Genomic DNA, 13,929 nt, shown 5'->3' with positions numbered 1-13,929 from the left:
TAACCACTACGATAGAACGGATTACGATATGAAGCGATAATCGAGTTTCCTTGGTTTCGGTGTAAAAGGTAGGTAACACATATGCCAACGCCAACTGTCAGTAAATATTGGAATGAAGAAAAGGGGTATTACCTCGTGGAACAATACGCGTCCTCTCCCCGTGGAGGATCAATAGCTTTAAAGGAACCGGCTAAAATTCGTGCTGAGGAATTTGATGATTCGATTGTAGACGCGATTGTAAATTGCTTTGAACGATATGAAAAAGATGATTTTAATCCAAACCTCGTATCTCGAATGTCTGACAAAGAGTGGAGACAGTTTTCCAATCAGCACAAGAAGGTGATTCTTGAACTTAACCTGCCTGATCATATTGATATTTACTCAATGGAAAAGTATCGCGGCGGTGAACATACGGTGATTAGAGATAGCAAAGTATCGGTCGATAAGAATTTTGCTTCAGAACAATTGCCGAGCGTGATCCGCGAAGCGTTCTTAAAAGCTAGCTGATTAGATAAGGTATTTGAATTCCGAATCCTACATTGCTTATTTCGGTCGCAATCTAAAGGTCGGTTACTTTACAGCCCTCAAGGACGCCCGCAACGGCGGAACAACTTTCGGTACTTAAGACATTTCAGAGAACCGCGGCTCAGCGGCGGAACAACATAATAGTTCTTATAAAGCCCGTGGAATAGGAGATGACGCTAATGGCTGAGTGCAGCATATATGTGAATTCTTGGGAAATTTTCGTTTTCACCGTTCATAAATCCGTTTCCGGATTTGGCGTGACAGACGAGCCATTTTTTCGAAATGAACACAACTCATCAACATTTGATATTGGAAGTGTTGTCCTAGAGGCACTTGGTGCGTCTAGGATAGGAGTTGAAACGGCGGGTCGCTTGAAATCATTTGGGGAAAAGATGATTAAATATGCAGGCTACGGAAGTTTGCTGAAATTTGAGTGAGATTCAACTTTAATTGAAGTTTCTGGGGACGGAAAACTGGTAACGCTTACCCCGACCGAACGGAATCCAAACGGCGGTTATTTACACAAGCCCACCGAGGCAATCACGTGCTCTCATGACTCTGAGAAAATAGGGCAAGTTTTAAATCAGATTCTGAATGCGGAAGCGATAGGGCGGAATGATTGAACTGAGTGTCTAAAACGATTGGCGGAGTAACGAAGAAATATCTCGTTGATACTAATAATCTGAGGGCTATGCACAGGTTGTCGAAGACTTCAAGTTGGAGACGTAGACGAATTTTATACTTATGGTCACCTCATCAGCCAAAGGCTTCTTGGTGGAAGCGGTTCAGGCGAATGGTCTTTAACATCCTGGCAAGAAATCAAGATGATCATGTGAAAAACATCGCCTTTCTCATGGGTAAAACAGGGGTGTGGTCACTCGCTCCGGCCTTCGACATGACCTATAGTTACAATCCGTCCGGAGCATGGACCTCCGCTCATCATATGACCATGAATGGTAAAAGAGACGGCTTTACCATCGCAGATTTCAAAGCTTGTGCTGAAATTGGATCCTTAAAAAGAGGACGGGCGGAGAAAATAATCATCGAGGTCCGCAAAGCGGTCGAACGATGGCCCGATTTCGCTGCGAGAGCGCTTGTCAGCGATGATTGGATTAAGAAAATAAAGAATGCTCTTCGGTTGGAACTTGAGAGCATCTAGTCGTTTAGGGGGCTACCGAAGGCTTGAGATTTTGCGGGGAATCTGTTGGTTATAATATGCTGGTTGGCAAATGAACGAAAGGTTATGGTATGGTGTGGAATGTAGAGTTTTTGCTACGATGATTGACAAGCCTAGACAGAGAAAGTTGGTTGCAGGTTGGTTGCACTTTCCTGAATCGGGGCGAATCATGAAGGATCAGACTGAGAGTGTAAAGTATTGATTTTAGGATGTTTTGATTGATTTTGACAAAGTATGAAAAGCACCTTGGTTCGCTTGGGGTGCGAGAGGTCGCTGGTTCAAATCCAGTCGTCCCGACCAATAAAAATGGGGCTTTCGAGGAAAATCGAAAGCCCTTTTTCTTCGCATTCGCCCAGCTCGCGAGAGGGCTGTATCTCTACAACACTGTAAATAAACGGTTTATCGTGCTTACTTGTTTCCAAAACTGCCACCATCATGCAACCATCGACGGAGAATCTCTCGTTTAAGTGCCGTAGTCGGAAGCCTTGTTTTTGTATTTGTTGGTTGCAGGGCTGAGGTCTCAGATTTTGTGCGGATTTATGCCCAGTTCTGATAGGTTTCGGAAACTTGAACCTTTGGCAGAAAATTTCAAATTTCGCTTTCCGACGACGGTTTTAATTCGCTAGCGCGGTTTGGAGTTTTATGGGCGGGCCTAACGGATAAAATACCCTATAGATGTGTGTATTGTTAGGTATGTTTATCCTTCGCGGTGTTACAAAATGCCCATACCTTCATCAAATCACATTAATAAACGAGCTTGACACAAAATGTATTGATGTGACCTATTCGGGCGTAAACCCCATTTGAATATTTTAAGGTTCTTACATCAATTTCCTCAGCTATAAGGTTTTAATATCCAATTTACGAGAAATCGTTATTTAAGGACGGATTGGAGTCGCATCTGTTTTTTAATTTCGACCGCTACTCGATAGTCATCGGGCGTGTTCAAATTGTGGAAGAAAAATTCGGCTCCGTGAATATCTGTAATCTCGGAGAAACTAATCAACCGCGTTCGGAGGCGCACCCGCAACTGTTGCAATCGCCAATCACTATCGGCCAACATTTTATCAATCTTGGGCAGACAAGTGTCCCGCCGGTAAAGTCCACAGAGCGGCTGATTGCGTCCATCTGACTGTTCGGCGAACACAGCATCGACATTTTCATGGTGTGCGTCTGCGACTCGCGGCAGAAATGCTACCATCCGAGCCAGCAATTCGCCAGTGACAAACGGTAGGTCACAGGCAAGCACCGCAACCCACTCTGTATTGGCGTGTAGAAGGGCCGTGTACACTCCCACAATTGCTCCTCGGGCATTTCCCCCAACAGGCTCATCAGGAATTATCGGAAGAGCAGTTATTTTGTTGGTCAAATTCCCAACAGCGTAAACCTGATCGGCTATAACAGACAAAGCTAGGGCCGCGCGGTTGACTAGCGTTTTGCCGCCGAGTAGTAAACTCGCCTTGTTCTGTCCCATTCGTCGGCTTTGGCCGCCTGCCAAAACAAATCCATCGATCAAATTCATTGTGTTCTTAAGAATATTCTTCTTTTGTCACCTTACTCTTCTGTATCGGCCTAATGAACGAAATGTAATTTATTGTAAGGCAGATCAGGGCGAACAGCGAAAGAAATGCGAAGCCAAGTGTGTAGCTTCCGGTAGCGTCCTTAACAAGTCCGAGTTCAAGCGGCGGAAAGAAGCCGCCAAGGCCTCCAAATGCGCCGACAAGACCGGTGACGGTGGCCGTTTCATTCGGGAATAACTGAGGCACAAGCTTGAAGACAGCTCCATTTCCTAACCCGAGTGCTGCTGCACAGCCCAAAGCTCCAATCGTGAAAGGAACGATAGAAATAAAGCTCAAAAGCAGCGAAAGGACAGCAATTGCAGCGAAAACGCCAGTTAAGACCTTAGCTCCACCAAATTTGTCCGCGAGTATTCCGCCGACTGGTCTGAGAAACGTAGCAACAAGTACGAATCCCGCCGTGCGGGCTCCGGCATCGGTTGGTGTCAGATTGAATATCTCCTTCAAAAAAGTAGGCAGATACAACGCGAGGGCGACAAAACCGCCAAAGGTGAGGAAATAGAATAATGACAATATCCAGGCGTAACCGGACGTTTTAAGAACGCTCAGATTCTGTTTCAGCGTTTTTGGCACGGTTGTTATCGCGGCGTCCCGGGCCGAAAAATAGAACAATATCCCCCAGACAAATGTAACGGTGGCAAAGACAAAGAAAACGTAGCGCCAGTCGCCAAACCAGATCGCTAGAACGGGTGCAAAAAATACGGCTATCGATTGCCCGATATTACCCATTCCGTAAACGCCAAGGGCGGTCCCTTGCTTTTCTCGGCTGAACCACTTTGAGGTAAAACCGACACCGACCGGAAATGACGTTCCGGCAAGGCCGAGAAAAAGACCCAGGATGAGCAGTTGAGTATAGCTTTGCGAAAATCCGATGGCGATCGCCGGAAATGCTGAGAATACCAACAAAGTAGCGAAAACACGCCGCCCGCCATACTTGTCGGCCAGCATCCCGGCAAATAGCCGCCCGATCGAACCGAGAAGGACCGGGATGGCGATCAACAGGCTCTTTTCTTTTCCCGATAGTCCATAGAGTAGCGTAAACGTGGGTGCCAGAGCAGCGATGAGTCCCCAGACGGCGAACGTCACAGCGAACGCAGTTGTTGATAAAAAGAGAGCCCGAACCGAGCCAGGCCGAAATGTTTCGTTATCCATAATTTAGAGATTAGCCCACAGACAGCCAATCAAAAGCTAATTACCGAAATACGGGAAATTTACCGTGTAGACGCAGGTTTCCACCACATGACGATGCTAAGAGCGATCAACCAACAAAACCCCGAGGCAATGACAAGCGGTGCAAGCTGTGTGTACTCGTGCGCAAGAGCAGCTTCGACCGCCGCCGACAATATCCAGAGTTGAGCCAGATTGATCATTACAAGTAGTGCGAGACGTGCCTGCCAGACGGCGGTCCGTCCGCGGCTCTGAGGCCTTTGCGATCTTGTACTATCCCGCATTCCCGCGCACCTCTCTTTTTACAGCAAAAATTTCGCCGTTCCTGGTTTCAAGCTCAATCTTATCGAGCGGACGCGGCGGCGGGCCGTACAATACCTCGCCCGTCTTCGAACTGAATCCGCCCTCGTGACACGGGCATTCAAGCCGGTCATTTGTTTTCGAATAGTGTACCGGACACGAGAGATGTGTACATTTCTGACCAAATGCCGCATATTTACCGTCGTTGCCTCGTATCAGGATCGCCGTGTCTTCTTCGGTCGGATACGAAAAATTCAATGCCGTTCCGGGTTCGATGTTCATTGCACCGTCAATCTTTGCCGGAGCAAACGTCTTTGGCGACCGGGCGTCATAGGCAGCTTTGGCAGCAAATCCAGCCGCACCAAGGAATAATGCACTCGACGTCAAAAACAGGAAATTGCAAAACTCGCGCCTTGTGACCTGAGCCTCGCTATCGCGTTCGTAAGGAAACTCGGCCTGAAACGGAGCACTTGCCGTTCTGACATCGCTTTCATCGGACATCTCACGGTCGGAGGCCAAAACGCTTTTGATTATGTCTTGTTTCAAAGATTTAGAATTCATTGCTCTTATCCGATTCTTCCACCTGGGCGTCTATCCACGATTCTCCAACCGCCGGTGCTCCTTCGACAGCAACCTGTCCCTCAAAAACACCGCAGCCCTCGATCCTTACCTCATCCGCGTCCGTTGGCAGCATCATATAGACCTTGGTCTTTACACTTTGATTACCGAAAACATGTGCATTTACCGGTTTTGTCCGACGCAGCGGAACGATCTGTTCATAGGTGCCGAACGCTAAGGCCCCGGTCGGGCAGACGCTGGCGCACATTGGTTTAAGGCCCTCGCTAGTTCGGTCGTAACACATATCGCATTTCATCTGCAGATGCATCGCCGAGTTGTATTTAGGCACGCCAAACGGGCAGGCGTTCACACAATTGCGACAGTCAAGGCAGCGTGGTTTGAGTGCGGACATAACCACACCATCTTCGTTTTGTTTGATCGCGTCGGCCGGGCAGACCATCGCACAGGTCGGCTCTTCGCAGTGCATGCAGACGGTCGGCATCGTCGCGGTCGTTTCGCTGCGGTCGATATAATCGACAAAGATCATCGAATAACCCTTATGTGTCGAACACTCCCGGCAGGCGGCTACACAGGCTCGGCACCCTATGCATCGCTGCGGATCGATAAACATTGTTTCGTTCATGTGCCTATTTTCCTTGTTGGATCTCGCTTCGTGAAGTGCCTTTTCTTACTTCGCCAAGTATCGGCAGTTCACGTGAATGTATTTTCTCGATGCGTGCCGCACAAGCCTTGTATTCAGGTATCTTAGACGTCGGGTCGAGTTCAGCATTTGTCAACTGATTCGCCGCCAGTTCCTCGCCCCAGTGATAGGGAATAAAGATGGTGTCCGGCCTGATGGTCTTGACGACCAGTGCCGGGAATATGCCCTCGCCGCGTCGCGAAATGACCCTTACCCGTTCACCGTCGTTGATCTTGTATTTCATTGCGGTCTCGGGATGGATCTCGACGAACGGCTCAGGACATTGCTGAACAAGAAAGCCGATCCGCCGCGTCTGATTGCCGGAGAGATACTGGTGAACAATTCGCCCGCTGGTAAAGATAAGCGGGTATTCCTCATCGGGCTTTTCGGCCGCTCCTTTGTATTCAACTGCGTGAAATTTCGCCTTGCCGTCATCGTGAGCAAAACGCTCTTCAAACAATCGCGGTGTCCCGGTGCTTTCCTCGGTCGGACATGGCCAGAAAACACCGTCCTGTTTGTCGATCTTTTCGTAAGTGATGCCGTAGTAATCAGCCTTACCGCCTTTTGATGCGATGCGCAATTCATCAAATATTTCCCGCGGCGATTCAAATGCAAAATATTTTCCACGCCCCATGCGGCGGGCGATTTCTTGCAGCGTTTTCCAGTCCTCACGTGCCTCGCCGGGCGGGTCGATTGCCTTGTTGATCTTGATCACGCGGCCCTCGCCGCTGGTCGTCGTGCCTTCGTCCTCGGACCATGTTGTGCCGGGCAGGACAACATCGGCGTAACGGGCACTCTCGGACAGAAAGAAATCGATGCAGACATTGAATTCTAGGCCCTCAAGCGACTGACGGACTTTATTTATGTCGGGAAGGGAGACCATCATGTTGCTACAGATCGATAACAAGCCTCTGATCTCGCCCTCGCGCATTTTGTTAAAAAGCTCTACCGCCGATACTCCTGGTTCCGGCAAATCAGATTCGTCGATGCCCCATACGTCCGCTATATACCTTCGATGTTCGGGGTTGAGAATAGAGCGATAACCCGGAAGTTGGTCGGCCTTCTGGCCGTGTTCGCGTCCGCCCTGGCCGTTGCCCTGGCCCGTGATCGTGCCATAACCGCGGCCTTCGGAACCGATCTTGCCAGTCGCGAGTGCGATGTTGATGTAGCTCAACACGTTCTCGGTCCCATTCGAGTGATGCTCGATGCCGCGGGCGTGCATGATCATGCCGGTTTTTGCACGGCCGTAGAGGCGTGCGGCCTGAATGATCTTCTCCGCAGGAACGCCAGAGATCTCTGATGCGACATCGGGCGGGTAATTTAATGCCGCCGTTTTCGCCGCTTCCCAGTCGTTGGTGCGGTTGTCGATAAATGCCTGGTCGATCAGGTTCTCGTTTAATAAAACATTCAGGATGCCGTTGGCGACAGCGACATCGGTGCCGGGTTTGAGCTGCAGATGCAGATCGCCCTGCCGTGCGGTTGCCGTCTCACGCGGGTCGATGACTATCCACACACCGCCGTTGTCGCGCTGTTTCCATAGAAATCCATTGAGGATCGGGAACGTTTCTGCGCAATTCGCACCAGCTATTATCAATACCTCGGCATGCGGAATATCGCTCCACGGATTTGCTGCCCGGTCGATGCCGAACGCCTTGTTATTACCGCCCGCCGCCGAAGCCATGCAAAGCCGGCCATTATAGTCGATGTATCTTGTCTGTAAACCAAGGCGGGCAAATTTACCGACGAGATATGTCTTTTCGGTCGTAAGCGATGATCCCGAATACACGGCAATCGAATCCTTGCCGTATTTCTCCTGCAATCCCTTAAACTTCGAAACTATCAGATCGAGAGCTTCGTCCCAGCTTGCCCGTTCAAAATTGCCGTTTCGCTTTATTAGCGGGTACATCAGGCGGTCAGGATGATGCGTCTGTAGATATGCCGTGACGCCCTTCGGGCACAGACGGCCCTCGTTAACCGGGAAATCGTAACGCGGTTCTACGCCGACAACGTGATTCTTTTCGACCAGCAGATTCATGCCGCACTGCATTCCACAATAGGGGCAGTGGGTTGGCACCATTTTGTCGATCTTACGTTCGGCGCTCCAGCCGCCATACGGCTCGTCATGAAGATGCGGGCCGAAACGGTCGATAATGCTGGCAAGATTCTCAACTTTTGACATTTTTAGCTATTGATTATCGGCACGTGAGCCATGAAACACCTTGTCCGGGCGGTCCGTCAGGCCAGAATATGCGAGCCCGCGCATTACGCGCTTGCAACGCGGGCAGTAGTCCTGTAATTTCTCACCGTTTTCCATCGTATAGTCGAACCCCACCTTTTCGACAACACTCTTCAGATCGCCGAGCCACATAACCGACGCAAATTCGACGCCGCACCGCAGACATTTTGCCTGCTCCATTTCCTTTGCACGCTGTTGATAAAGCTCGACGCCGATTGACGCCGGTCGCTGGACAATGTGAAACAGTTTGCCGAATGGTAGAAAAAACAGCGTCATTATTACGACCGCCTGATGGGTCAGTGCGATGAACGAGTACATATACCCGCCAAAATACAGGCTCGACGCCGTCAGCATCAGGCCCGAGACGCAGATCGCTATTAGCAGAAGATGCGGCACAAAATCAACCAGAAATCGCTGGACGGCGATTGCCCCGCGGTCCTTGAGCCTGCGATGAATGGCGATAGCACAACCGGCAAGCACCATCAGGGCCGAAAAATCAAGAGCATGAAACGTGACCCATGCGATCAGGCTTCGGCCCTCCATCAACTGGCCCGCAAAACCAAAAAGGTATGCTCGATAGCCCATATCTCCTTCGAGCTTGAAATGAACCCAGCCGAAAACGAGCGGAAAAGTCACTGCGGCCGAGATAATGCAGCCCCACATGATCAGAAAGTGCATTAGCCATCTCGATTTGGCTCGTTTGAAGATGAATTGCTGTGCAAGCATGTTGATCCCGACCGTCTTTGTTGCATCGATCGTGTTGCGGGCAAATTTCTTTCGCTGAAAAAACAGCTTTAGCCCGCGCATAAAATACGCCCGAGTTGCAGGTCGCTGTAGCCACAATGCATAGCGGAAAAAGATTGCTCCAAATGCAACGATACTTGCGATCAGATATCCGAAAAGCGCCGAGTCGAAATGCTCGAGATTTCGCGAACCGATGATCACCAACGCGGTAAGAACGGCAGACGCACCGATGCCGATCAGTGTCGGGTCGCGGTAATTTACTGAATTAGCAGAATTTGCGGTTGCTTCGGTCATTTGGTCTGGCCAAAAAGTATAAAGTTCTAGTTTGGGCAATCTCTGTGCCTAACCGCGAGAATAGGACAAATTTACGTAAAAGCAAAGTATTCGTTCGAATCAGCTATGAGTCGCGTGATTTTACTTAAAGGAAAAGAAGCAGGGAGTGCGCGGACTTATACGGGGCCGGCGCTTATTATTTCGCAATTATCAGGTCCCGCCAAAATCAAAATGAATATGACGCTCCCAAGTTTACATGGTTTGAGTTTTGGCGACCGCTATAGAAATAGTTTGTTTGGAACCTCCTGAATTCAGCTCCGACCGAGAAATTAGGGGTGAATTTATAAGTTGCGTTTGTAGCGAACGCGAGATTCCTTGTTCTCCAATCCCGGTGCGAGATGCTTACCAGATCTTTGTTGTCCGGATCATCAATGCCGATGGATCCGTAAATGCTCAACCGTTCATCTAGGACCGGTGGCGTAAACCCAATTTGTACCCAACCGCCTCGTGTTTTGATTGACTTAACGCCGCCTGGTACCAAAGTCGATCCGACCCGACGAGCCAAATCGTTATTGTAGCTCTGAAAAACGCCGCCTTGAAATCCACCCAGGTTTTCTCCGGTAAGGGCTTCGCCGAGAACGCTTATACGGGTCGAGATAGGAAAATTCCAATCGAGGGCAATACCGTCAGAGTCGATATCGTTGCGTATGTTGGTTGTGCCGGTAAACACCCGGGAACGGCCGTAGTGTCCAGAAAGTCCGATCGAACCGGTTTTTTTGGTACCAAACCAATTTTTGTCGGCGAACGCTATGCGGGTTTGGAGGAATGGTACCCGCGAGGCAGCTCCGCTGGTAGATTGAATCACAAATGCGGCATTAGCCGTAAAATCCGCTGTTTGCTGTTCGAGTAGAGCCCCCTGCCATGTGACGTGACTGCCAAACTTATGTTCGATTTTGAGTTGTGGCAGACGGGCCCAGTTATTTCCGGCAGCTGCAAGTTGCGGATTACCGGCCGCAGCCATTGAAACCGGATTTACCGGTGCGAAGACCATCCAGTCCTGTCCGACCGTTACCGTCGTCTTTTCCCAATCAAGCCGAGCGTATGCAAGTCGAACTCTGAATAACCCAAAATTTTCTCCGGTTGAAATGGATGGAAAACCTCCAAAAAAATCACCCTCAAAAACACCGGTTAATTTTGCCTTTCCTACTTTTACTCCTTCCAACCTAAACCCTAACCGAGTCTGGCGAACGCTCGCGCTGACGTTTCCGCTTCCGCTCGGAGTCGCAAAGATAGGAACGTCGGCGTTATTAGTGCCGCCGCTGTTGCCAAAGGCGTTAAAGTAGATCGTTCCGTACGGAATCAGCCGGATACCATTTCCGACCTCGATGCCAATCGGCTTTTTCTCGGATTCGGTCTGTTTTGCGGCCACGGGGGTTGCTTTCGGCGCTTCAACTTTCGCGGCCTTGGCGGGAATCTGCGATGCCTTTTTCAGCTTCTCGAGTTCGACCAGTATCGTCTGAACCTGTGCCTCAAGTTGTTTTATCTTATTTTGCGTCTCATCGGGCGCGGTCTGAGCTGAAAGGTTAGCGGTTAGAAACATTGCGACGATCAGAATAGATAGCTTTTTCATTGTTTGTTCAACTTGAGCCTGCTAACGCGGTCAAACTGCGAATGGCTTTTATTATCCGATGTGAGCCCAGATAGAGATTAGTAATTTCGGTCGCCCCAAAATATGATTGAAGTCATATTTCCCGAGAATTTATGCGTGGTTATAGGTCGCAGGCTGGGTACGGTGGGGTTTTTGAAATCTCGCGAACGAGGATCAGTAACAGCCTTATAGCAATCGATGGCAAAATATACGATTATAGTTTAATCAAATGGATAATTTCCTTCATACATTTGGAGCTGAGCTTACGAACCGCATTCTGAAATTAGGCACTAGGCGGATGTTTGCTCCGAACCAATACATTTTTTTCGAGGGTGATACCGCGACCTTTCTGCCGATCGTCTGGTCTGGCAAAGTCAAGATGGTCCGTTTTCCCGAGGCCGGCAAAGAGGTCATTCTTGGTGTCTTTCAATCTGGCGAAGTGTTTGCTATACCACCGGCAATGGACGGCAAGCAATTTCCCGCAACGGCCGTTGCTATCGAGAAGAGCGACATACTGATGCTGCCTCGGGAGGATTTTCTCGCTTTAATGGGATCGTCGAGTGACTTTTCTTCCACCATCATGGGCCGCATGTGCGGAATTCTCCGTGATAAGGCCGACACTGTACAGATCCTGGCCACGTCATCAGCTGAGCAGCGGGTCGCCAGTGTACTATTGCGATTGGCTGGTGATTTGGAGATTGATGAGGTTAAGAAAATATCCCATCGTCGACAGGACATTGCTGAAATGGCAGGACTTTCACTTGAAACTACCATTCGCGTTATCCGCAAAATGGCCAATAAGGGCTGTTTCAATATCGTTGGCGGCCGGATTCTGCTCGAAACAACCGAACCCCTCCGTAAATTAGTAAAGTAATTCAATAAAAGATCGACAAGTTCCAATAGTGATTTGAATCATATTCTCTTTTTCGTTCGGCTGATATCTTATTAACTGGGTAATGTATGTTGAGGAATGCCTTATGAAACTTAGGATAAGGGGAAATTCGTTGCGATTTCGATTAGGCCGAACGGAGGTTCAGGATCTCGGTCTGAAGGGAAGTATTGAAGAGAGAGTAAACTTTGGCCCGGAGGGGCAAAACGATTTTTGCTATTCCCTCAAAAAGGCACCCGGGGATGAGTTTTCCGGAATATTTGCCAGCGGCCGGATAACCGTAGGCGTACCTGAAACGGTGATCGATCGCTGGGTCGAGAGCGACCAGGTCAGTATCGAGGGGAGTCAGAAACTGGACGAACATACGGTTCTGAAGTTTTTGATCGAAAAGGATTTTGTTTGTCTCAATGCCCACAACGATGAAGACCAGTCTGACCGTTATCCACATCCGCAAGGCGATGACGCCTGTTGATTGCAACTTTTCCTTTGCAACATGACTGAGATCATATTTATTTCTGATTGAGTAGACAATAATTATGTCGAAATATGTATTTGGAGGATGAATAAATGATCGATGTTCAAGGTAAAACAGTAAGGGAAATAGCTCTCGAAATGCCCGTGACCACCCGTGTTTTTGAAGAATTCAAGATCGACTATTGTTGCCACGGGGACACTCTCTTCGACGAGGCATGCCGGAATGTCGGGGCGAGTCCTGAAACCGTAATCCAAAAGATCGATGGAATTCTGGATGCGGCAGGAGGTAGTACTGCCGACTCCTTCGCCGACATGCCTTTGAGCGAACTCGTCGACCATATTCTGGATAAACACCACGTTTACACAAAGGATGAGATGGAGCATTTGACTCCGTTAATGGCAAAGGTCGCAAGTCGTCACGGTGAGCACTATCAATATCTTTTGGAATTGAAGGATTTGTTTCAGGCGGTCTGCGATGATCTTGATCCGCATATGATGAAAGAGGAAATGGTGTTGTTTCCGTACATACAGAAACTCGATTACAGTCATTCAAATAATTTGACCACATCGTTCCCGCCATTCGGATCTGTTCGGCACCCGATTGCTATGATGAACGTCGAACACGAAGAAGTTGGTGAATTGTTATCGAAAATGCGTGCCGTAACGAACGACTACACCTTGCCCGACGGAGCATGCCCCAGTTTTACTGCGCTCTATTCCAGGCTAGGCGAATTTGAACGTGATATACACCAGCATATTCATCTGGAAAACAACCTGCTCTTTCCGCGTGCTGTCGAGTTGGAGCAAAGGGTGTTTTCACCCGCAATTCATTGATGTAAATGTTATTGGAAGCAACCTCGATCGACCGATACCCCAAGATCCGTGCCAAAGCCGTCGCATTGCCGGTTGAACACGGATCTTGGGGTTTTTTGATGGAACCGCTGGTTGCGGGCCTTGTGATCGCGCCGTCATTGGCGTCACCATGGATCGCGATGCTGGTGATCGGGGCGTTCCTATTGCGTCAGCCGCTAAAGGTGATTCTCTCTGGCGGAAGAGCGAACAGACAAATGCCTCAGACTGTTTTGGCGTTAAAATTTGCACTAGCTTACGCGGCTGTCTTTTGCACGGGAGCGCTCGGTTGTATTGTATATGCCAGGCCAGAGAACTTTATTCCATTTGCGATCGTGGTGCCGTTCGCAACGTATCAGATCTATTGCGACGCGACTCGCAACTCGAGGCAATTGTTCGCTGAGCTTTTAGGTTCGACGGCCATCACTTCTTCCATTGCGGTGATCGCTTTGGCCGGAGGATGGGAATCTCCGAAGGCGTTCGCTCTTTGGGCGATAATCACTGCACGCCTGATCCCGTCAATCCTCTACGTCAGAAATCGCCTCAACCTCGAAAAGGGAAAAGAGTACTCACGAATTGTCCCGATCGCTGCTCATATCGGTGCGGCGACAATAGTTTTGGCGTCGGCTATTTGTGGCTTTAGTCCGTATCTGCCTGTTCTGATGTTTGGAATACTCCTAACGAGATGCGTGATCGGCCTCTCGTCATATCGTAAAAAAGTGAAGGCTGTGAAGATCGGCATCGGAGAGGTGATTTACGGGACGTTGACCGTTTCAACAATAGTAATTGGCCACTACACTGGTTTTTGATAG

At 49.2% G+C, this 13,929-nt stretch carries 16 protein-coding genes; 8 read left to right on the top strand and 8 right to left on the bottom strand.

Translation table 11 applies throughout. The features are described 5' to 3' along the window. The first annotated feature begins 81 nt into the window (after positions 1-81). The 4 genes from IPL32_17190 to IPL32_17175 all read left to right on the top strand — a co-directional run bounded on the left by IPL32_17190 (position 82) and on the right by IPL32_17175 (position 2,169). A complete protein-coding gene (locus IPL32_17190; protein MBK8467553.1) occupies positions 82-507 on the top strand; it encodes a hypothetical protein in 426 nt (141 codons plus the stop codon). A gap of 197 nt (positions 508-704) precedes the next feature. After that, positions 705-962 (top strand): hypothetical protein, encoded by a 258-nt coding sequence (locus tag IPL32_17185; GenBank protein ID MBK8467552.1) that lies wholly within the window; start codon positions 705-707, stop codon positions 960-962. 254 nt (positions 963-1,216) lie between these two features. After that, on the top strand, positions 1,217-1,684 hold the full coding sequence (locus tag IPL32_17180; GenBank protein MBK8467551.1) for a HipA domain-containing protein: 468 nt from the start codon (positions 1,217-1,219) through the stop codon (positions 1,682-1,684). 242 nt (positions 1,685-1,926) lie between these two features. Further along, on the top strand, positions 1,927-2,169 hold the full coding sequence (locus tag IPL32_17175) for a hypothetical protein (protein MBK8467550.1): 243 nt from the start codon (positions 1,927-1,929) through the stop codon (positions 2,167-2,169). Positions 2,170-2,576: 407 nt separating this feature from the next. Here the strand turns inward: IPL32_17175 and IPL32_17170 are convergent, their stop codons facing one another. The 8 genes from IPL32_17170 to IPL32_17135 all read right to left on the bottom strand — a co-directional run bounded on the left by IPL32_17170 (position 2,577) and on the right by IPL32_17135 (position 10,887). Then, on the bottom strand, positions 2,577-3,224 hold the full coding sequence (locus IPL32_17170) for a molybdenum cofactor guanylyltransferase (GenBank protein MBK8467549.1): 648 nt from the start codon (positions 3,222-3,224) through the stop codon (positions 2,577-2,579). A 7-nt stretch (positions 3,225-3,231) separates the two neighbouring features. After that, positions 3,232-4,431 carry a NarK/NasA family nitrate transporter gene (locus tag IPL32_17165; protein ID MBK8467548.1) on the bottom strand — a complete coding sequence of 400 codons (1,200 nt, stop codon included), beginning with the start codon at positions 4,429-4,431 and terminating at the stop codon, positions 3,232-3,234. Positions 4,432-4,490: 59 nt separating this feature from the next. After that, positions 4,491-4,730 (bottom strand): hypothetical protein, encoded by a 240-nt coding sequence (locus IPL32_17160; GenBank protein ID MBK8467547.1) that lies wholly within the window; start codon positions 4,728-4,730, stop codon positions 4,491-4,493. Beyond that, on the bottom strand, positions 4,720-5,307 hold the full coding sequence (locus IPL32_17155) for a Rieske 2Fe-2S domain-containing protein (protein ID MBK8467546.1): 588 nt from the start codon (positions 5,305-5,307) through the stop codon (positions 4,720-4,722). Before IPL32_17155 ends, IPL32_17160 begins: the two co-directional genes overlap by 11 nt. After that, a complete protein-coding gene (locus IPL32_17150; protein ID MBK8467545.1) occupies positions 5,297-5,947 on the bottom strand; it encodes a 4Fe-4S binding protein in 651 nt (216 codons plus the stop codon). The genes IPL32_17155 and IPL32_17150 overlap by 11 nt, the downstream gene beginning before the upstream one ends. Positions 5,948-5,951: 4 nt before the next feature. Next, positions 5,952-8,183, bottom strand: a complete 2,232-nt coding sequence (gene fdhF / locus IPL32_17145) for a formate dehydrogenase subunit alpha (GenBank protein MBK8467544.1) — start codon at positions 8,181-8,183, stop codon at positions 5,952-5,954. Between the two features lie 6 nt (positions 8,184-8,189). Further along, positions 8,190-9,278: an MFS transporter gene (locus IPL32_17140; GenBank protein MBK8467543.1), complete on the bottom strand. Its 1,089-nt coding sequence runs from the start codon at positions 9,276-9,278 to the stop codon at positions 8,190-8,192. A 205-nt stretch (positions 9,279-9,483) separates the two neighbouring features. Further along, positions 9,484-10,887 carry a hypothetical protein gene (locus IPL32_17135; GenBank protein ID MBK8467542.1) on the bottom strand — a complete coding sequence of 468 codons (1,404 nt, stop codon included), beginning with the start codon at positions 10,885-10,887 and terminating at the stop codon, positions 9,484-9,486. Positions 10,888-11,134: 247 nt separating this feature from the next. Here IPL32_17135 and IPL32_17130 point away from each other — a divergent pair, with 247 nt between their 5' ends. From IPL32_17130 to IPL32_17115, 4 genes are all read left to right on the top strand, one after another. Then, positions 11,135-11,779, top strand: coding sequence for a Crp/Fnr family transcriptional regulator (locus tag IPL32_17130; protein ID MBK8467541.1), 645 nt, complete (start codon positions 11,135-11,137; stop codon positions 11,777-11,779). A gap of 103 nt (positions 11,780-11,882) precedes the next feature. Further along, positions 11,883-12,266, top strand: a complete 384-nt coding sequence (locus IPL32_17125) for a hypothetical protein (protein MBK8467540.1) — start codon at positions 11,883-11,885, stop codon at positions 12,264-12,266. Between the two features lie 95 nt (positions 12,267-12,361). Further along, complete coding sequence (gene ric, locus IPL32_17120) at positions 12,362-13,102, top strand: iron-sulfur cluster repair di-iron protein (GenBank protein ID MBK8467539.1); 741 nt, start codon at positions 12,362-12,364, stop codon at positions 13,100-13,102. Between the two features lie 5 nt (positions 13,103-13,107). Then, positions 13,108-13,926, top strand: a complete 819-nt coding sequence (locus IPL32_17115) for a YwiC-like family protein (GenBank protein MBK8467538.1) — start codon at positions 13,108-13,110, stop codon at positions 13,924-13,926. Positions 13,927-13,929: the final 3 nt, after the last annotated feature.

The organism is Chloracidobacterium sp. (assembly GCA_016711345.1).
GTDB lineage: Bacteria > Acidobacteriota > Blastocatellia > Pyrinomonadales > Pyrinomonadaceae > OLB17.
This window is presented reverse-complemented; position numbering and strand designations above follow the sequence as displayed.